Consider the following 18,324-nt stretch of genomic DNA (forward strand, 5'->3'; position numbering starts at 1 on the left):
CCGCCCGGAGCCGGCCGACGCGAGAGCCGAGCCCGGGGCCCCGGCCCACCGGAGATCACGACACGCGGCGCGAGCGGCGCCGGGCCCCACGGAAGTCCCAGCAGAAACGGAGTCACTGATGGCCATGGAGACCGGACGCATCGTCGAGGCGCTGCGCGCGGCCCTCACCGAGACGGAACGGCTGCGCGAGGAGAACCAGCGGCTGCTGTCGGCGGCCACCGAGCCCCTGGCCGTCGTCGGGATGGCCTGTCGCTTCCCCGGCGGCGCGGACACCCCGGAGAAGCTGTGGGAGGCGCTGGAGTCCGGCCGGGACATGATGACCGACATCCCGGACGACCGCGGGTGGGACCTGGGCATGCTGCTCGGCGACGGCGACACCCCCGGCGCCTCGATCGCCCGCCAGGGCGGCTTCCTCACCGACCTGCCGCGCTTCGATGCCGAGTTCTTCGGCATCTCGCCGCGCGAGGCGCTGGCCATGGACCCGCAGCAGCGGCTCGCCCTGGAGGTGTCCTGGGCGGCGGTCGAGAACGCCAGGATCGACCCGCACTCCCTGAAGGGCAGTGCGACCGGCGTCTTCCTCGGCGTCTCCTACGCGGGCTACGGCACCGACGCCGAGGAGCTGCCGCCGCAGATCATGGGCTACCAGCTCACCGGTAACGCCAGCAGCGTGGCGTCCGGCCGGATCGCATACGTCATGGGCCTGGAGGGGCCCGCGGTCTCCATCGACACCGCCTGCTCCTCGTCGCTGGTCGCGCTGCACCAGGCGTCGCAGGCGCTGCGCTCGGGCGACTGCGCCATGGCCCTGGTCGGCGGCGCCAGCGTGATGCCCACCCCCACCCTCTTCATCGAGTTCACCCACCAGCGCGGACTCGCCGCCGACGGCCGCATCAAGGCGTTCGCCGCCGCCGCCGACGGATTCGCCTGGGCCGAGGGCGCCGGCGCGATCGTCGTGGAACGCCTGTCGGACGCGCGCCGCAACGGCCACCGGGTGCACGCGGTGATCCGCGGCTCCGCGATCAACCAGGACGGTGCCAGCAACGGCCTGGCCGCGCCCAGCAGCCGCGCGCAGGCCAAGGTGATCCGCGCCGCGCTGCGCAACGCCGGGCTGTCCGCGCACGAGGTCGACATCGTGGAGGCGCACGGCTCCGGCACGACGCTCGGCGACCCCATCGAGGCCAGCGCGCTGCTGGCCACGTACGGTCAGGAGCGGCCCGCCGACCAGCCGCTGCGGCTCGGTTCCATCAAGTCCAACTTCGGGCACACCGGGGCCGCCGCGGGCATCGCCGGGGTGCTCAAGATGGTGCTGGCGATCAGCAACGGCGCGATGCCGAAGTCCCTGCACATCGACGCCCCGACGCCCGCCGTCGACTGGGACTCCGGTGCGGTGCGGCTGCTCACCGAGACCATCGCGTGGCCCGAGGCCAAGCCCGCCGACGAGTCGGGGCACCAGCCGCGACCGCGCCGCGGCGCCGTGTCCGGCTTCGGCATCAGCGGCACCAATGTGCACGCGATCTTCGAACAGGCCCCCGCGGAACTCGCGCATCCGGCCCCGCCGACCGGCGTACGCGCTCCTGCGGCGGCCGGTGAAGGGACCGTCGGAGAAGGGACCGCCGATGCCAATGCCGACGCCGCGGCCTCCCCCGCCGTGCCCGTCCTGCTGCCCGTCTCGGGCGACGGCAGCCGCGCGCTGCGCGCCCAGGCCGCCCGGCTCGCGGACCACCTCGCCGACCGGCCCGAGCTCGCGGTGGCCGACGTCGGCTACTCCCTCGCCACCACCCGCGCGGAACTCACCGCCCGCGGCACGGTCCTGGCCGCCGACCGCGAGGAGGCGCTGCGCGGACTGCGGGCGCTCGCCGACGGCGTGCCCGACCCGGACGCGGCCGTCGGGCCGCCGTCCGCGAGCGGTCGCCCGGCCTTCCTCTTCACCGGCCAGGGCGCACAGCGCGCGGGCGCGGGACAGGAGCTGTACGCCACCTTCCCGGCGTACGCGGCGGCCTTCGACGCCGCCTGCGCGGCGCTGGACCCGCACCTCGAACGCCCCTTGCGCGAGCTGGCGTTCGCGGCGCCCGGATCGACGGACGCGGCCCTGCTGGACGAGACCCGGTACACCCAGCCGGTGACCTTCGCCGTCCAGGTCGCGCTGTACCGGCTGCTGGAATCGTGGGGCGTGCGGCCCGGCCACCTCATCGGCCACTCGGTCGGCGAGCTGTCCGCCGCGCACCTGGCCGGGGTGCTGTCGCTGCCCGACGCGGCCGAACTGGTCGCCGCGCGCGGGCGGTTGATGGGCGACCTGCCGCCCGGCGGCGCGATGGCCGCGATCCAGGCGTCCGAGGCCGAACTGGCGACGATGCTCGCCGGACGCGACCACGAGGTGTCGCTCGGCGCGGTCAACGGCCCCCGGGCCGTGGTCGTCTCCGGGGACGAGGCCGCGGTGGACGAACTCGTCGCCCACTGGGCCGAGCGGGGCCGCAAGACCCGGCGACTGGCGATCAGCATCGCCTCCCACTCCACGCGGATGGACCCGATCCTGGACCCCTTCAGGGACCTGGCCGCGACGATGACCTTCGCCGAACCGGAGATCCCCGTGCTCTCCAACGTCACCGGCACGATCGCCGGGCCCGGCGAGCTGACCTCACCGGACTACTGGGCCCGCCACATCCGTTCGGCCGTCCGGTTCCTCGACGGCATGCGGACGATGGCGGCCGCCGGTGTGACCACCTACGTCGAGCTGGGCCCCGACTCCGCGCTCAGCTCCATGGCGCGCGACAGCCTGGGGGATGCCGCCGCGGGCGCCGTCGTCGTCCCGGCGCTGCGCCGCGACCGGCCGGAGGCCCGCACGCTGCTCGCCGCGGTCGCCGCGGTGCAGACCCGCGGCGTCCGGCCCGACTGGGAGGCGGTGTTCGCGGGCACCGGCGCCCGCGTCGTCGACCTGCCCACCTACGCGTTCCAAGGCGCCGGTTACTGGCTCGGCGCTATGGGCGCGACGGGCGCGACGCGCCGGACCGCCACCTTCCCGGCCCCTTCCGTCAGCGCCGCGCCCGCCGCGGAACCGGCGGCGCCGCAGGAGTCCGGCACCTTCCGGGAACGGCTCGCCGGGCTCGGCCCCGACGAGCGGCCGGCCGAACTGCTGGGCGTGGTACGCCTCCAGGTCGCCCGGGTGCTCGGTCACCCGTCGGGCGAGCACGTCGACCCGGACCGCGAACTGTCCACCCTCGGCTTCGACTCGCTGTCCGCCGTCGAACTGTCCACCACGCTCAGCGCCGTCACCGGCATCGCGCTGCCCAGCACCCTGGTCTTCGACCACGCCAGCGTCGACGCGCTCGCCGCCCACCTCGACCGCGAACTCGGCGACACCGCCGCGGGATCCGCCGCCCCGGCCGCGCCCGCCGTGCGCTCGGCCGAGGGCCTGAGCGGCCTGTTCGAACGCGCCGTGGAACTCGGCCGGGGCGAGGAGGCGCACGACCTGCTCGCCCGGTTCGCCGACTACCGCGCCCAGTTCACCACCGCCGCCGAACTGACCCGCCCCCTGCGGACGGTGAAGCTCGCCGACGGCCCGGACGAGCCGCTGCTGATCTGCTTCCCGACCTTCATCTGGCGGCAGAACTTCCACCAGTACGCGCGGTTCGCCGCCGGCCTCGGCGGACGGCGCGCCACCACCGTCGTGGGCCTGCCCGGCTTCGTGTCCGGCGAGGAACTGCCCTTCTCCGTCGACTCGTTGACCGAGGCGCTGGCACAGGCGGCCCAACAGGCCGCCGGGGGACGGCGGTTCGCGGTCCTCGGCTACTCCGGCGGCGGCAACATCGCCGCCGTCACCGCGGCCCGACTGGCGGCGGACGGACACGCCCCGGCCGGACTCGTACTCATCGACACGCCGACCTGGGGCGGCGGGCACGGGCTCGGCGCCGACTGGACGGACACCTTGCAGAATTCGCTGCGTGAGCGCCGGGAGGTCGTGGAGACCTCCGCCGACGACGCGGGCGAGGCATGGCTCACCGCCCGCGCCCGCTACGCCGGGTTCGACTACGGCCTCGACGCCCTCACCGCGCCCACGCTGCTGGTACGGGCGAGCGAACCGATCGGCGGCCACCAGGGCGGTGCGGCCGACGGCTGGCGGGTCGACTGGGCGCTGCCGCACGACACCGTCGACGTGCCGGGCGACCACTTCTCGATGATCGAGGCCGAGCACGCCGCGGCCACCGCGGCGGCCGTGGACGGCTGGCTGTCCGCCCTCGACCCCGACTGACGCGCCCGCGGCGCCGGCCGGAAGGACCTCCGGCCGACGCCGCGCCCGGACCCCGATCCGGCGCGGCGGCCCCGCGCGGGCGCGACGGCAGACCCGGCATCCCGTGGCCCCGCGCGGGCGCCATAGGAGACCCGGCCGCCACCGGCGTCCACCCCCGTACGCCCACCGCTCCATCCGCCGTCGCCGAACCGGCCCGGCGGCGCTGAGGAGGAAACCATGACCGCCTGGGACCTGAAGACCGGTCCGTGGATCACCCGTTACACGCCCGCGGCGCCCGGTCCCGGCGCGGTGCAGCTCGTCTGCCTGCCGCACGCCGGGGGATCGGCGACCTTCTTCAAGCCGCTGAGCGCGCACATGCCGCCCGGCGTGGAGGTGCTGGCCGCCCAGTACCCCGGTCGGCAGGAGCGGCGCAACGAGCCCTGCACCGAGGACATCGGACGCCTCGCCGACGCCGTCGCCGACGCGCTCGGGCACCTGCCCGACACCGCTCCGCTGGCGCTCTTCGGACACAGCATGGGCGCCCTCGTCGGCTGGGAGGTGGCCCGCCGCCTGGAGGCGGGCGGCAGGACCCGCCCCGTGGCGCTGATCGCCTCCGGGCGGGGAGCGCCCGCCGTGCACCGCAACGCACACCTGGGCCGCCGCAGCGACGCCGAACTCGTCGCCGACCTCACCGCGTTGAGCGGCACCGCGGGCGCGCTGCTCGCGGACCCGGGCATCCTCGCCATGGTCCTGCCGGTGCTGCGCGGCGACTACCGCGCGCTGGACGCCTTCGCCTACCGTCCCGGCGTGCCGCTGCGCTGCCCGATCAGCGTGTTCCTCGGCGAGGACGACCCCTGGGCGCGCGGTGCGGACGCCGAGGGATGGCGCCGGGAGACCACGGGCGGGACGTCCTTCCGGCGCTTCCCCGGCGGCCACTTCTACCTGGCCGAGCAGTGGCCCGCCGTGGCCACGGCCGTCGCCGCCTGCCTCGGCCGGGTCCCCGCGTCATGAGCCGGCCGTCTGCCGGGAGACGCCGGGCCGCCCAGGACCCGCCGCCGGGCCCGGCTACGGGCCCCGACCGCCGCCCGTACGCGCGACGACCGGCCGAGGCCGAAGCCCCGGCATGAGTCCCGGCCGAGGCCCCCGCCCCGAGGCGCACCCCAGGGCATCCATCAGGAAAGGAACGTGAGAGGACACCATGGTCGGAACATCCACGGGGCCCACGGGACCCACCGGACCCGTCGCCGGAGGCCGCGCCGTCGTGCTCGGCGCGGGCATGGCCGGAATGCTGGCGGCCGTCGCGCTGCTGCGCCACGTCGACACCGTCACGGTCCTTGACCGGGACCGGCTGCCCGAGGGGCCCGACCCGCGCCGCGGAGTCCCGCAGGCCAAGCACACGCACGTCCTGTGGTCCGGCGGCGCGCGGCTCATGGAATCGCTGCTGCCCGGCACCGTCGACCGGCTGCTCGCCGACGGCGCCCACCGGATCCGGCTGCCCGAGGACCTGGTCTCGCTCACCGCCTACGGCTGGCAACAGCGCATGCCCGAGACGCAGTTCATGATCGCGGCCAGCCGGCCGCTGCTCGACTGGACCGTGCGGGACCAGGCGCTGCGCGACAAGCGGATCACCGTGCTCGCCGACACCGACATCATCGGCCTGCGCGGCGACGCCGACCGGATCACCGGCGTCACCTACAAGCCGCGTACGGGCGGCGGGATGTCGGTCGTCGAGGCGGACATCGTCGTGGACGCCACCGGCCGCGGCTCCCCGATGAAGCGCTGGCTCGGCGTGCTGGGCCTGCCGCCCGTCCAGGAGGACGTCATCGACTCGGGCATGGCCTACGCCACCCGGATCTTCGCCGCACCCGAGGGCGCCCGCGGTCCTTTCCCGCTGGTCAGCGTCTACGCCGATCACCGCGCCGGGGTGCCGGGCCGCAACGGCATCCTGCTGCCGATCGAGCGGGGACGCTGGATGGTCACCCTCTCCGGGACCCGCGGCGCAGAACCGCCCGGCGACGAGGACGGGTTCCGCGACTACCTGGACTCCCTGCGCCACCCGCTGATCTCGCAACTGCTGCGCCACGCAGAGCCGTTGACCCCCGTGCAGGCATCCCGCTCGACGGCCAACCGCCGGCTCTTCTACGAGCGCCTGGTGCGCTGGCCCGACGGGCTCGCGGTCGTCGGCGACGCCGTCGCCGCCTTCAATCCGGTCTACGGACACGGCATGAGCAGCGCCGCGCTGGCCGCCGCCGCCCTCGACCGGACGCTGTCCGAGTGCGGCGGCCTGGTCCCCGGCGCGGCGCAGGCCGTGCAGCGCGCGGTCGGCGCGGTCGTCGACACGCCCTGGATCCTCGCCACGTCGCAGGACGTCTGCTACCCCGACGTGCAGACCAGGTCCGAGGACCCGCGGCTGACCCGCTACGCCGCCGAACGCCGCCGCCAGGCCGACACGATCGGCGAGGCGGCGCTGCTCGACCCCGTCGTCTGCTCCGCCGCGCTGCTGGTCAACACGCTGTCGGGCGAGGCCGACGCGCTCGGCGCACCGGACGTCCAGGCCGCGCTCGCCGCCGTCGTCGGCACGGTCGCGCCCGCGGAACCCACCCTGACCGCCGCCGAGTGGCGCGCCGTGACCGCCGACGACCGTGCGGAAGCCGTATCTTGACGTTACATTGATGACTGAAACGAGTAGCGGGTACAGCAACAACGAGAAGGTTCCGTACGATGGCAGACATGACCGGTCCGGGTCCTGACCCCACACCCCAACCCCTCGGCCAGGGCGGGGAGTCGAGGCCGGGTCCGGACGTCGAGGCGTGGATGGAGCGCGTCACGTCCTGGTTCATGAGCCAGGCCGGGTGGCCGCCGATCATGGGGCGGACGGTGGCCTGGCTCATGGTCAGCGAGCCGCCGGCCCAGACCCCCGCGCAGATCGCGCAGGCGGTCCAGGCCAGCCGGGCGTCCCTGACCACCACGCTGAAACTGCTGACCGAGGCGCGGATGGTGCAGGCCGTCACCCGGGCCGGTCAGCGCTCGACCTACTACCAGATCACCGAGGACGCGTGGTCGGGCGTGCTCAAACGACGGCTGGAGAGTCTGACGTCCTTCGTGGACATCACCGGCGAGGGGCTGGCGCTGTTCCCGGAGGACTCGGAACGGGCCGGGCGCGTGCGGGCGGCCCACCGGCTGTTCGCCTGGCTCGACTCCGAGGCCGACCCCATGTGGAAGCGCTGGGACGCGGTGAACACCGACGGCCCGGCCGATCTCCCCGAGACCTAGGAGCGGCGGAATGAGCAGCACGGAGACCAGGAAATGGTGGGCACTCGGGGCGATCGGGTTAAGCCTGCTGGCCGTCGGCGTCGACTCGACCATCCTCAACGTCGCCGTCCCCACGATCAGCGGTGACCTCGGCGCCTCGACCAGCCAACTCCAGTGGATCGTCGACAGTTTCACGCTGGTCCTGGCCGCGGTCCTGCTGCCCGCGGGCCTGATGGGCGACAAATACGGCCGCAAGAAATTCCTGCTCGCCTCGCTGATCCTGTTCGGCGTGGCCTCGCTCGCCTGCGCCTACTCCAACACGGCGACCGAACTGATCGCCTCCCGCGCGCTGTTGGGCCTGGCGGGCGCCTTCCTCGTGCCGCTGAGCACATCGGTGCTGCTCAACATCTTCGAGAGCGAGGAGGAGCGCACCAAGGCCATCACGGTCGTGGCGATCTCCACCATGCTCGGCCTGCCGCTCGGCCCGATCGTCGGCGGCGCGCTGCTCAACCACTTCTGGTGGGGCTCGGTCTTCCTGGTCAACGTGCCGCTCGTGGCGCTCGGCAGCTTCGCGGTCGCGAAGCTGGTCCCCGAGTCCCGCGGCAGCGCGGGCATCGGCATCGACTACGTCGGCGTCCTCATCTCCAGCCTCGGCCTGACCGCGATCACGTACGGCACGATCGAGGCCGGTGTACGCGGCTGGGGCGACACCGTGGTGGTGCTGGCGATCGTCGGCGGCGCGCTGGCCCTGGTGCTGTTCACCTTCTGGGAGCGCCGGGTCACCGCCGCGGGCGGCAGCCCGCTGGTGGACCTCGAACTGTTCCGCAGCCGCGGCTTCGTGTGGGGCTCGGTCCTCGCCACCGTCGTCAGCTTCGCGATGTTCGGCCTGATCTTCGCCCTCCCGCAGTACTACCAGGCGGTGCTCGGGACCGACGCGCTCGGCACCGGCCTGCGGCTGCTGCCGCTGATCGGCGGCCTGCTGGTCGGCGCCAGCGTCGTCAACAAGCTCCCCGCGCAGCTCGGTCCGCGCGCCGTACCGGCGCTCGGCTTCGTGCTGATGGGCGTCGGCCTGTTCATCGGCATGGCCACCTCGACTACCTCGGGCTACGGGTTCATCGCCATCTGGCTCACGATCATCGGCGCCGGACTCGGCATGTCCCTGACCCGGACGATGGCGGCGGCCCTCAACTCGCTGTCCAAGGAACGCAGCGGCGTCGGGTCGGCGTTCACCCAGGCGGTACGGCAGGTCGGCGGTGCGATCGGTGTGGCCGTGCTCGGCTCCGCGGCCAACTCCACGTACCGCGGCCACCTGGACCTCGGGAAGTCGCCCCAGCAGATCCAGGACGCCGCCGGTCGCAGCCCCGCGGCGGGCGTCGCCGTGGCGGCCAAGCTCAAGAGCCAGGCCGTTCTCGACGCCGTCCGCGACGCGTTCGTCGTCGCGATGCACACCGTGCTGCTGGCCTGCGGCGTCATCGTCGTCGTCGCGGCCGTCCTGGCCCTGGTGTTCCTGCCCAAGCGCGCCGCCCTGCCGCAGGACAGCGACGACACGGCGGCGTCCGCCGCCTCCGAGGGCGGAGACCCGGGCGGCCCGCCGCCCGGCCGCGCCTCCGGCTCCCTCGCCTGACGCCCGACGACTGACGCCCGCCGGAACGGCCCGCCGCCGAGCCCTCAAGGGGCGGCGGCCGGGCCCCGGCTCCGGGGTCAGTTCAGCGACGACCGCGCGACGGGGAAGTCGAAGTAGGTGTCCGGGTAGGGCTCGTGGTCGAGGGTGTAGTGCCACCACTCGACCGGCAGGTTGGTGAAACCGGCGGCTTCCATCGCGTTCTTGAGGGTCAGCCGGTTGGCCAGTTGGACGCCGGTGATCCGCGGGTCCAGGGTGTTCGCGAGGGTGTCGAAGCAGTCGAAGCCGGTCCCCATGTCGATCGAGTTGTCGGGGAAGCGGTCGGCGCGGGCGCCGTAGCACGGGGTCAGCGGCTCGCCGGGGACGTAGGCGCGGGTCTTGGCGGCCGGAAGTCTGACGATGGTGAGGTCCATCGTGCTGCCCCGGCTGTGGCCGGACTTCGCCGCGATGTAGCCGTCGGTGAACAGATCGGCCTTGTTCTCGTCCGGGTAGAACTCGCCTTTCATCTTCTGGTCGTTCAGATCCTCCGCCCACCGGACGAAGTGGTCGACGGCGCGCTGGGGGCGGTAGCAGTCGTAGACCTTCAGCGAATACCCGGTCTTCAGCAGTGCGCGCTGCACCTTGTGGAGTGCCAGTGCCGCCGGGCGGGTGAGGAGGCACATCGGCTGGACGTAACCGTCCACCGGCGCTCCGACGAAGTCGTGCGCAGTGGCGTAACGCATTTCCTGGATGATCGAGCGGTCGACCGAACCGAGGGCGACGAATCCGGGCGGTGCCTTCACGTCGTCCGCGACCGCCGCGGGGGCGGAGAGGGCCAGGGTCGACGCTAAGCTGACCAGCGCGAGGAAAAGCGCGCGCGGCGTCATGGAATGCGCTGTGCGTGACATGCGTGCAGGTATACCAGCCTGGATACGAGCCGATCAACGATGCGAGATTCTTCGGCAATTGCGTGGGGTATGTCGAGATATCGGGTCGTGACTTTCGCATTCGTCACGGAGGAGGACTTCTCATGCGCAAGGTGACCTATTCGATGAACGTCTCACTCGACGGTTACATCGTCGGGCCGGACGGCGACTTCAACTGGACGGAGCCGGACCCGGACGTCTTTCGCTCCTGGATCGACGAGATCCGGCAGATCGACGTCCATCTGCTGGGGCGGCGGTTGTACGAGACGATGCTGTACTGGGAGACCGCCGACCACGATCCGCCGATGGACGCCGCCCAACTCGAATGGGCCGCGCTCTGGAAGCCGCTGCCCAAGGTGGTGTTCTCCACCACGCTGTCGGAGGTGGAGGGTCGCGCCCGGCTGGCCTCCGGCGACCTGGCGGGGGAGATCGAGCGGCTGCGGGCCGAGCCGGGGGACGGCGACATCGCGATCGGCGGCGCGACGCTCGCCGCCCAGGCCGCCGCCGCGGGCCTGATCGACGAGTACCGGGCACGCGTCTACCCGGTACTCGTCGGCGGCGGCGTCCCGTTCTTCCCCCGGGACGAGCACCGGGTGGACCTCGACCTCGTCGAGACCCGCGCGTTCAGCTCCAGCGTGCTCTACCTGCGCTACCGCGTGGCGCGCCGGGCGTGAGCCGCGTCCCGCGTGCGGGAGCGCACCGCGCGGCTCAGCGAGCGGCGTCCCCGGCGAGGGCGCGGTCCGCACCGTGACCCCGCTCCGGTAGCGGCACGCTCATCTCCCGCAGTCCGTCCAGGAGTCCCGCGAGCGCGTCCAGGTCACGCGCGACCCACGACGACACCGACATCACCGCGAGGTTGTCGACCAGCGAGGTCACCGCCACGACCGGCACACCGGCCGAGAACGCGGCCTGCATCTCCATGGCGGTGCCCATGCTGAGCGTGCGGCCCGGCAGGAAGGCGATGCACAGGTCGCAGTCGGCCGCCTCCCGGGTCATCTCGTTGAACGTGGCCCGCAGCGCGGCCAGTTCCGCGGGCAGTGACCCGAGGTCGAGCACCGGGGGAACGTCGCCGATCAGCTTGCCGATCACCGACATCGTCGTCGGGTCGGCGAGCTGACGGGTGACCCCGGTGCTCGGGTCGAAGCACTCCGCCTCGGGGAAACGCGCCCGCACCAGGGCCGCGATCTGCTCGCGATAGCCCTGGTCGTCGATCCGCAGATCGGCGTTGGCCCCCTGGATCGTGCCGGCGATGAAAACGCGCCGAAGCTCCATGCGCTCCCGATTCGTCATGCGTCCTGCAAGGAGTAGCCCGGCAGGTCCGTCCGGTGATCGGCGATCTTCTGATACACCTGCGCGGCCGACACCAGATGCTCCTCGATGTCCGCGCGCCCCAGGCCCGTACTGCGCTCCAGGTCCGCCCAGACCGCCGAGGCGTGCGCGCCGTCGCCGTTGCGGGACGCCACGCCCTGGCCGGACCGCAGCCAGATGTCGGCGGCCGAGAACTCGCGGTCGGCGAAGCCCTTGAGCGGGATGATCGCCTCGGCGGTCACCTCCGCCCCGGCCACCAGCGCCCGGATCGACACGCTGTTCTGCTCGGGGTGGGTGAGCAGCCCCAGCATGTCGGACGAGAAGTCGGCGTACACGAACTCGTTCTCCGAGCGCAGCGTGAAGTGCCTGCTCAGGATGTACGTGTCCTTCTCCACGCTGTACTTGGAGTAGCTCAGCCGAATCCGGTAGCCGTGGTCGGAGGACCGGTACACCGCCGCGAGCCGGCCGGGGTGCCGCCCGCCCCGGGCGTTCAGCCTGACCGGCGCGGCGTCGACCTCGACCGACGAGTGCCCGGCCGCGACCTCCCGCGCGGGGAACCGGATCGGCGTCAGGTGCAGGAGGTACGGGTCGAGCACCACGACGTCGCCGCCGGTCTCGAAGACCGCCGCTATGTGCCGGAGATCCTGGAGGATCTTCGCCTCGGGCGCGCCGAGCGCCGTCGCGCGCTCCGCCACGTAGAGCGTCTGGTAGATGCACGCCAGCCCGTGCCGCGGATCGGGCGCGCTCTTGTGGTACCAGTGCAGGTATTCCGTCCCGCTGTTGTACGGGACGGTCCGCAGCACCGACTCCAGGGCGGTGCCGTACGGATCGCGCGTCGCTGTCACGTGAATCGCTCCTCCAATACGGTGTCGTCGGCGCTTTCCTCGAACACCATCGAGCGCAGTTCCTTGCGGCGCACCTTCCACGTGGACGTCCGCGGAAGGCGGTCCCAGGGGATGAACACCGGGGCCGCGAGCGGTGCCAGACCGCGCGTCACCTCGGCCCACTCCTCGGCGGTGAGGTCCGGTCCGTCGAGGCTGACGACGGGGACGGGACTCTGGTCGCCGCGGGTCAGGACGATCACCTCGACGGCGTTGTCGATCCGGTCCAGCAGCTCGCTCTCCAGCTCCGTGGCGCTCCCGCCCGGAATGGCGTCCACCGCGCGGTCCACGAAGTGGATCCGGCCGAGGGCGTCCCGGTGGCCGACGTCACCGGTGTTCCACCAGGCGCCCTTCCACTTCTCCGCGTAACGGTCGGACTCGCCGACGTAGTCGACGCAGATCGACTTGGCCTTCGCGAACAGCACGCCGACCTCGCCGCGCTTGACCGGCTCGCCGGTCTCGGGGTCCGCGGCCTTGACGCTCACCAGTCCCGGCCAGGGGTTGCCCATCATGTTCATGTTCCCGCCGGAGGCCGCACGGCGGTTGATCTGACCGCGGGTGTAGCCGAAGCCGGCCATCGGGCCGACCTCGCTCTGGCCCCAACTGTGCCCCCACAGCACGAACCGGCGCTCGGAGGCGTTCACGAACGGCCGGGCGATGGAGGGGTGCATCAGGTCGAAGGTGTTCATGTAGTAGCGGACCCGCGCGAACAGCTCCGGCCTGCGCCGTACCAGCGGCACCCAGCGCTGGAAGACGTTCGGGGTGGCCTCGATCGTCGTCGGCCGGGCCCGGTCGAGCACCCGCTCGACGTCGTCGGCCTCGTGGCTGCTGGCGATGACCAGCGCCTTCGGCGCCCACCGGAGCTGCGCCATGGCCCAGGCGTAGGCGCGCGAGTGCGCGAACGATATGGAGCTGAGCGCGATGTCCTTCTGGCCGTTGACGGCGAGCGGCATCGGCAGCAGCTCCAGGCGGGTGCCGGCCCGGCAGGAGTCCGCGGTGTGCGCGACGAGCTTCGGCGTGTTCGTGGTGCCCGAGGTGTGCGTGATCATCATCGGCTCGCTGTCGGCCCGTAGATCGAGGGCCGGGACGGCGCTGCCCCGCAGCCCGTCGATCGTGAGCAGACCGGCTCCCGCGTCGGCGCCGTCGATCAGCACGGTGGTGCCGAACGACCGCAGGTCCACCCCGACGCGGTCGGCCGCCTCCAGTACGTACGAGGAGATCACGGTGACCGAGGGGTCGAGCCGCTTGAGCATCACCGCCAGGTGCTCGGGGTAGTTGGCCCCCGAGATCGTCGCCGCGGTGGCGCCGATCCGCGCGGCCGCGGCGGCCAGCAGGATCATGTCGAAGTGATTGCGCTTGACGACGGCGATCCGGTCGCCCTTGCGCGCGCCCGCCTCGTACAGCCAGGCCGACGCCTCCCGCACCAGTTCGGCCAGCGCGGCGGCGTCGTAGTCCGCGCCGCCGTCGGGGGCGATGTCGAACGGCCGGTCCAGGATCAGCTCGGTGGTGCGGGACTGCTCGACGTGCCAGTCGAACAGCAGCCCCAGGTTCTTCGGCGGCTTCTTCATCCGACGCCTCCTCAGACCGCGAACGAGACGATGAAGGCGGCGACGGCGATGGCCAGGAACCCGAGGCAGTTGACCCAGAACTCCTGCTTCAGGAAGCGCGCCCGGATGTGCGCGAACGACGCGCACAGGAAGTAGACGATCACGCCGACGTTCGCGGCGAAGCCGATGCCGTCGTGCTTGATGCCCACCAACAGGCCCACGATGGCGAGGGTCTTGACGACGATCAGCACCCACCACCAGTCCCGCGGCAGGTTGACTCCGTCGAGGCAGACCTGGATGAACTTCGGCGGGCGCAGCGACATCAGGACATCGGAGGCCAGCAGTACCGCGAGCACGATCTGCGGCCACGACGGGCTGGGGCTGAGGTGCATTCTCGTTTTCCTTTGGTTCGGTCGGCATCTGCGGGGGAGGGGGGACCCTCCGGGCCGGAGCGTCCGGCGGTCGGAAGGCGGGGGTTCGAGCGGATGACGGCTGGTGCGGGCGGACGGCCGCCGGGGCGGGGCGGAAGGTCGACCGCCGGGTTCGCGTGGGCGGCGGCCGGTGTGTTCCGTCAGGCCGGTTCCGACCGCGGCCCGAGCGCGTCGAGCAGGTACGCCACGAGCGCGTCCACGGTCCTGTGGTCCCACGCCACCGTGGGCTCGACGACCAGGTCGAACTCGTCCTCGATGTCACCGCAGAGGCTGAGCGCCGCCACGGAGTCGAGGCCGTAGTCGGTCAGCGGCGCCGTCGGATCGATCTCGTCGGCGGACAGCCGGGTGTAGGCGGCGACGTGGCCGACCAGCCACCCGGCCAGCGACTCGGCCGTGTGCGGCCGCGGTGTGCTGTCGGGGCGGGGCGCCGAACTGCCGGTAGTCGTGTCGGTCACGGGTTCCTCCAGATCCGAGTAGGGGTTCTTGGTACGGGGCGGCGGGCGCCGTCAACCGGCCAGGGCGGTGTCGTATAGATCGAAACCGCGGCGCTCGGTGTGGCGGCGCAGCAACTCCTCCCACACCCGCCCGGCGCAGTCGGGGGGCAGCCCGGCGGGACGGCGGCCCAGTCGCCGGACGAGGCGGTCCAGGGCCGCGGCGGCCCACGCCGGGTCGGCGAGGAAGGAATCCCCGCCCCGCGCCCGTGCCCCGCGCCACACGCCGAGCACCGCGGCACCCGCCAGCACCACCGCGTAGCGGTCCGACAGCGCGAAACTCGCGGGCGAGGCCAGCGCCGTACGGTCCAGCGGCGCGAGCGCGAGGCTCTCCGCCTGGATCAGGCGCAGTTCGTCGGTGAGGTGCAGCGCCAGCGCGCGCACGGCCGCCTCGTGCGGGGTGCCGTCCGGCGCCGTGTCCGCGGCCGCGACCAGCGACGCGCTCAGGCCGTCCCGGTCGCCGGTCAGGGCGAGCCGGTCGAACGGAATCCCCGGCAGATCGGCGCGCGGGTCGAACAGGGCGTCGGGGGCAGGTTCCGTCCTGAACCAGGAACGCCGGGCCAGCCGCGGCAACTGCGGGATGATCGTCGCCTGGCACGCCGCCGCGCCCGCGTGGCCCAGGCTGAGCACCGGCAGGTCCCTCAGGTGCTTCTGGAAGACGCCGAACTCCCCGTCGCGCAGGTAGAACCGGGCGCCCAGCACGACCGAGAGACCGTGGACGGCCTCGCCCAGCAGTGTCGGCACCAGATACTTCACCGCCGAGGCGTAGACGCTCGCCTCGTCCGGCAGCAGGTGCACGGCGCGGGTTCCGACCAGGCAGAGGCAGTCGCTGATGAGCAGGTCCAGGAACGCGCCGCCGAGCGTGGCCCGCGCCTGCGGTATCTCGGCCACCGTCCGCTTGTAGAGGTGCCGTTCCCGCGCGAAGGACACCACCGTGCGCAGCGCCGTGTCCGCCGCGCCCAGCGCCATTCCCGGCAGCGCGCCGCGGGTGAGCTGGAAGGAGCGCAGGGCCACGTCGGCGCCGTGCCCCAACTGCCCGACGAGCGCGTGCTCCGGGACCGGTGCCCGGTCGAAGTCCAGGCCGGACAGCAGGCAGCCGCGTACGCCGACGGTGCCGTAGCGGGGCAGTACGGTCAGCCGCTCGGGCGCCACCTCGGCGCGCTCGACCATCAGCACCGAGTGGCTGCGCGGCCCCCGCGCCGGGTCGGTGCGGCTGAACAGCAGCCATGCCTGGGCCCGTTCGGCGTTGTTGATGACCTGCTTGGCGCCGTGCAGGACGAACGAGCCGTCGGGCCGCACCCGCGCCTCGAACTCGTTGCGCAGGAAGTCGTTGCCGTGCGCGAGTTCGTGGTACGCCACGGAGACCCGGCCGCCGCCCAGCAGGATCTCCGCCAGCCGGGCCCGCTGCCGTGCGTCGCCCTCGGTCCACACGTTGACCGCGGCCATGAACGACGTGACGCCGTAGCCGAGTCCGAGCGCCACGTCCCGCCGGAACACCTCGCGCAGGACCCGTGCCAGCGAGTCGATCCGCTCCAGCCGGCCGCCGAGCGCCGTGGGCACGAACTCGGCGTTGAGGCCGAATGCGTCCAGCAGCTTCTCGCCGTCCGCCGACAGCTCACCGGCCTCGTCGGCCTCCAACAGCCGCGCGTTGCCGACCGGGTTGGCCGGGTCGGCGGGATCGCCGAAGGCGGCGTTGAGTTCGGCGACCCGGGCCGCCACGCGCGCTTCCTGACCGTCCATCATGTCGCGCTCCCCACTGCCGCCGCCGAAGGGGGTGCCGGTGTCGGCGCGTGGCCGGTCGCGGCGGTCCGGTCGGCCTCCCGCGCGGGGCCGTCCGGGCGCAGCGACAGCGGCAGCAGCGAGACCAGCCGTCCCCGCGCGTGCAGGGCGCCCGCCGCGTCGAGCACGTCGTCCAGCGCCTCGGGGTCCGCCGCGTCGGGCACGCCGAGCGCGGTGAGCAGCCGGGCGAGGGCGGCCCGCAGCCACAGGGCGTCCCGCCACAGGGGCGCCGTCGCGCCCGTCTCCGCCTCGACGTGGCTGTGCGTCCACAGGCCGACGCAGGCCGCCGCGGCGAAGCACAGCGCGAAGCGGCGGGCGGCCTCGAAGGCCGCCGGCGGCGTCTCGGCCCGCGCGTCCTGGAACCCGGCCATCTCCGCGTGCACCTCGTCCACGACGGTCAGCAGCCGCCGCGCGGCGCGCAGGGCGGGCTCGACCGCGCGATCGCGCGCGGCGAGGCCGCGCAACTCCTCGACGCAGTCGGGCAGCGCGGCCAGGACACCGCTGCCGTGGCGGGCGATCAGCGAGAGCCGGTCGACGGCGACGGCGGGCAGCGGCGCGGACAGGCGGAAAGCGGTGACCGCTCCCGGCGCGTCCCCGGTACCGCGCTCGTGGGCCCGCACCAGCAAACGGAACTGACTGATCAGCGAGTTCAGGTTGACCAGGGTGTTGCCGTCGAAGAGGCCGACGATCCGGTGGTCCCTGTCCACCTTCTGGAACCGGCCGCCCGCGTAGACGTCCTTGAGGAAGGCGCGGGCGCCGAGCAGCCGGGTCAGCGCGGTGACGACCGCCTCGGTACGGGTCGGCACCAGGTACTTGGTGACCGCCGAGACGACCGAGAGCTCCGCCGGGAGGGTCTGCACCGCGCGGGCCACGACCAGCGTCAGCGCCTCGTCGGCCAGCACGTCGGCGGCGCTCTCCGCCAGGGTCCTGCGCGCCTGCGGCAGTTCGATTAACGACCGGCCGTACAGGCCGCGTTCGGCGGCGAAGTCGAGACCGAGCGTGAGCGCGTGGTCGGCGGCGCCCAGGGAGAGCGCCGCGCACATGGTGCGCGTCAACTGAAGCGCCTTGAGCACCGTCTCCAGGCCGCCCCCCACCTCGCCGACCACGGAGTCGGCGGGGACCCGGGCCCGGTCGAAGGCGATCCCGGAGATGTCCGCGCCGCGGATTCCGTGCGTACGCACCTTGTCCAGGTGCCGGTAGGCGTCGGCGGGCATGTCGCGCTTGTCCACCAGCAGGACGGAGTAGCCACGGGGGCCGCCCGCCGGATCGGTACGGCAGAGCACGGACAGCAGGGCGCCGCGCGTGGCGTTGTTGATCAGCCACTTCTCGCCGCTGAGCAGGTAGCCCGCGGCCGGCGTCCCGGTGGGCGAACCGGTGGGCGCGGTACAGGCGGCCGGTGTCCCGGTGGATGCGGTCCCGGTGGGCGCGGTAACGGCGGCCGGTGCCCCGGTGGACGGCTCCGCGACGACCTCGCCCGCCAGCAGGTCACTGCCGTGGGCGCGCTCGGTCAGCGCGAGAGCGACCGGCAGCCGGGAGGCGATGGCCGCACCGAGCCGACGGGACTGCTCCGCCGAGCCGTTCACCCAGACGCACACCGCGCCCAGATACGTCTTGCCGTGCGCGATCGCCACCGTCAGGTCGCGGCGCGCCACCGTGCGCATGAGCTGCACCAACTGCTCGTAGTCCGTCAGCCGGCCGCCGTGGGCGGCGGGGACGTAGAACTCGTGCAGGCCGAGCCCGTCCAGCAGGTCGCAGAGCGCGGCGGGGAACTCCTCGCGCTCGTCCAGCTCCAGGCTGCGGGCATGGCTGAAGAGCGTGCCCGGCTCCCTCGGATCGCCGAGATCCCATTCCAGCCGCTCGGCGAGGCGGTGAGGTGTGTGGTCCACG

At 73.2% G+C, this 18,324-nt stretch carries 14 protein-coding genes; 6 read left to right on the forward strand and 8 right to left on the reverse strand.

Going from position 1 to position 18,324, the window contains the following annotated elements; translation table 11 throughout:
* The first annotated feature begins 118 nt into the window (after nt 1–118).
* From ACIP4Z_RS12135 to ACIP4Z_RS12155, 5 genes are all read left to right on the forward strand, one after another.
* Nucleotides 119–4,243: a type I polyketide synthase gene (locus ACIP4Z_RS12135; RefSeq protein WP_401306960.1), complete on the forward strand. Its 4,125-nt coding sequence runs from the start codon at nt 119–121 to the stop codon at nt 4,241–4,243.
* A 216-nt stretch (nt 4,244–4,459) separates the two neighbouring features.
* The gene (locus ACIP4Z_RS12140; RefSeq protein ID WP_355332712.1) at nt 4,460–5,233 is read left to right on the forward strand and encodes an alpha/beta fold hydrolase; all 774 of its coding nucleotides are present in this window, start codon (nt 4,460–4,462) and stop codon (nt 5,231–5,233) included.
* A gap of 187 nt (nt 5,234–5,420) precedes the next feature.
* Nucleotides 5,421–6,884, forward strand: coding sequence for an FAD-dependent oxidoreductase (locus tag ACIP4Z_RS12145; protein WP_355332709.1), 1,464 nt, complete (start codon nt 5,421–5,423; stop codon nt 6,882–6,884).
* Between the two features lie 59 nt (nt 6,885–6,943).
* Nucleotides 6,944–7,495 carry a transcriptional regulator gene (locus tag ACIP4Z_RS12150; RefSeq protein ID WP_355332707.1) on the forward strand — a complete coding sequence of 184 codons (552 nt, stop codon included), beginning with the start codon at nt 6,944–6,946 and terminating at the stop codon, nt 7,493–7,495.
* A 10-nt stretch (nt 7,496–7,505) separates the two neighbouring features.
* A complete protein-coding gene (locus ACIP4Z_RS12155; RefSeq protein WP_391160909.1) occupies nt 7,506–9,098 on the forward strand; it encodes a DHA2 family efflux MFS transporter permease subunit in 1,593 nt (530 codons plus the stop codon).
* A 77-nt stretch (nt 9,099–9,175) separates the two neighbouring features.
* On the opposite strand, the gene ACIP4Z_RS12160 is transcribed toward ACIP4Z_RS12155, so the two are convergent.
* Nucleotides 9,176–9,982, reverse strand: a complete 807-nt coding sequence (locus tag ACIP4Z_RS12160) for a M15 family metallopeptidase (protein WP_401306966.1) — start codon at nt 9,980–9,982, stop codon at nt 9,176–9,178.
* Between the two features lie 122 nt (nt 9,983–10,104).
* Between ACIP4Z_RS12160 and ACIP4Z_RS12165 the strand changes: the two genes are divergently transcribed.
* Entirely contained in the window at nt 10,105–10,674 is a 570-nt protein-coding gene (locus tag ACIP4Z_RS12165; protein WP_391046467.1) for a dihydrofolate reductase family protein, read from the forward strand.
* Between the two features lie 34 nt (nt 10,675–10,708).
* On the opposite strand, the gene ACIP4Z_RS12170 is transcribed toward ACIP4Z_RS12165, so the two are convergent.
* The 7 genes from ACIP4Z_RS12170 to ACIP4Z_RS12200 form a co-directional block, all read right to left on the reverse strand.
* Nucleotides 10,709–11,290: a hypothetical protein gene (locus ACIP4Z_RS12170; protein WP_391046469.1), complete on the reverse strand. Its 582-nt coding sequence runs from the start codon at nt 11,288–11,290 to the stop codon at nt 10,709–10,711.
* Nucleotides 11,287–12,153, reverse strand: coding sequence for a hypothetical protein (locus ACIP4Z_RS12175; protein ID WP_401306970.1), 867 nt, complete (start codon nt 12,151–12,153; stop codon nt 11,287–11,289). Before ACIP4Z_RS12175 ends, ACIP4Z_RS12170 begins: the two co-directional genes overlap by 4 nt.
* Complete coding sequence (locus tag ACIP4Z_RS12180) at nt 12,150–13,757, reverse strand: AMP-binding protein (RefSeq protein ID WP_401306973.1); 1,608 nt, start codon at nt 13,755–13,757, stop codon at nt 12,150–12,152. Before ACIP4Z_RS12180 ends, ACIP4Z_RS12175 begins: the two co-directional genes overlap by 4 nt.
* An 11-nt stretch (nt 13,758–13,768) precedes the next feature.
* On the reverse strand, nt 13,769–14,128 hold the full coding sequence (locus ACIP4Z_RS12185) for a DoxX family protein (RefSeq protein ID WP_188280096.1): 360 nt from the start codon (nt 14,126–14,128) through the stop codon (nt 13,769–13,771).
* A gap of 179 nt (nt 14,129–14,307) precedes the next feature.
* Nucleotides 14,308–14,622, reverse strand: coding sequence for an acyl carrier protein (locus ACIP4Z_RS12190; protein ID WP_188280097.1), 315 nt, complete (start codon nt 14,620–14,622; stop codon nt 14,308–14,310).
* Between the two features lie 51 nt (nt 14,623–14,673).
* A complete protein-coding gene (locus ACIP4Z_RS12195; RefSeq protein ID WP_401306976.1) occupies nt 14,674–16,401 on the reverse strand; it encodes an acyl-CoA dehydrogenase in 1,728 nt (575 codons plus the stop codon).
* On the reverse strand, nt 16,398–18,323 hold the full coding sequence (locus ACIP4Z_RS12200; protein WP_401306979.1) for an acyl-CoA dehydrogenase family protein: 1,926 nt from the start codon (nt 18,321–18,323) through the stop codon (nt 16,398–16,400). Before ACIP4Z_RS12200 ends, ACIP4Z_RS12195 begins: the two co-directional genes overlap by 4 nt.
* Nucleotide 18,324 lies beyond the last annotated feature (1 nt).

This window comes from Streptomyces sp. NPDC088910, from assembly GCF_044749865.1.
In the GTDB taxonomy this organism is placed as follows: Bacteria; Actinomycetota; Actinomycetes; order Streptomycetales; family Streptomycetaceae; genus Actinacidiphila.

Excerpts from the sequence above, each read along its gene's own strand:
- ACIP4Z_RS12160 (WP_401306966.1), bottom strand. The coding sequence starts at position 9,982 with ATGTCACGCACAGCGCATTCCATGACGCCGCGCGCGCTTTTCCTCGCG.
- ACIP4Z_RS12170 (WP_391046469.1), bottom strand. The coding sequence starts at position 11,290 with ATGACGAATCGGGAGCGCATGGAGCTTCGGCGCGTTTTCATCGCCGGC.
- ACIP4Z_RS12140 (WP_355332712.1), top strand. The coding sequence starts at position 4,460 with ATGACCGCCTGGGACCTGAAGACCGGTCCGTGGATCACCCGTTACACG.
- ACIP4Z_RS12165 (WP_391046467.1), top strand. The coding sequence starts at position 10,105 with ATGCGCAAGGTGACCTATTCGATGAACGTCTCACTCGACGGTTACATC.
- ACIP4Z_RS12180 (WP_401306973.1), bottom strand. The coding sequence starts at position 13,757 with ATGAAGAAGCCGCCGAAGAACCTGGGGCTGCTGTTCGACTGGCACGTC.
- ACIP4Z_RS12135 (WP_401306960.1), top strand. The coding sequence starts at position 119 with ATGGCCATGGAGACCGGACGCATCGTCGAGGCGCTGCGCGCGGCCCTC.
- ACIP4Z_RS12150 (WP_355332707.1), top strand. The coding sequence starts at position 6,944 with ATGGCAGACATGACCGGTCCGGGTCCTGACCCCACACCCCAACCCCTC.
- ACIP4Z_RS12195 (WP_401306976.1), bottom strand. The coding sequence starts at position 16,401 with ATGATGGACGGTCAGGAAGCGCGCGTGGCGGCCCGGGTCGCCGAACTC.
- ACIP4Z_RS12155 (WP_391160909.1), top strand. The coding sequence starts at position 7,506 with ATGAGCAGCACGGAGACCAGGAAATGGTGGGCACTCGGGGCGATCGGG.
- ACIP4Z_RS12185 (WP_188280096.1), bottom strand. The coding sequence starts at position 14,128 with ATGCACCTCAGCCCCAGCCCGTCGTGGCCGCAGATCGTGCTCGCGGTA.
- ACIP4Z_RS12145 (WP_355332709.1), top strand. The coding sequence starts at position 5,421 with ATGGTCGGAACATCCACGGGGCCCACGGGACCCACCGGACCCGTCGCC.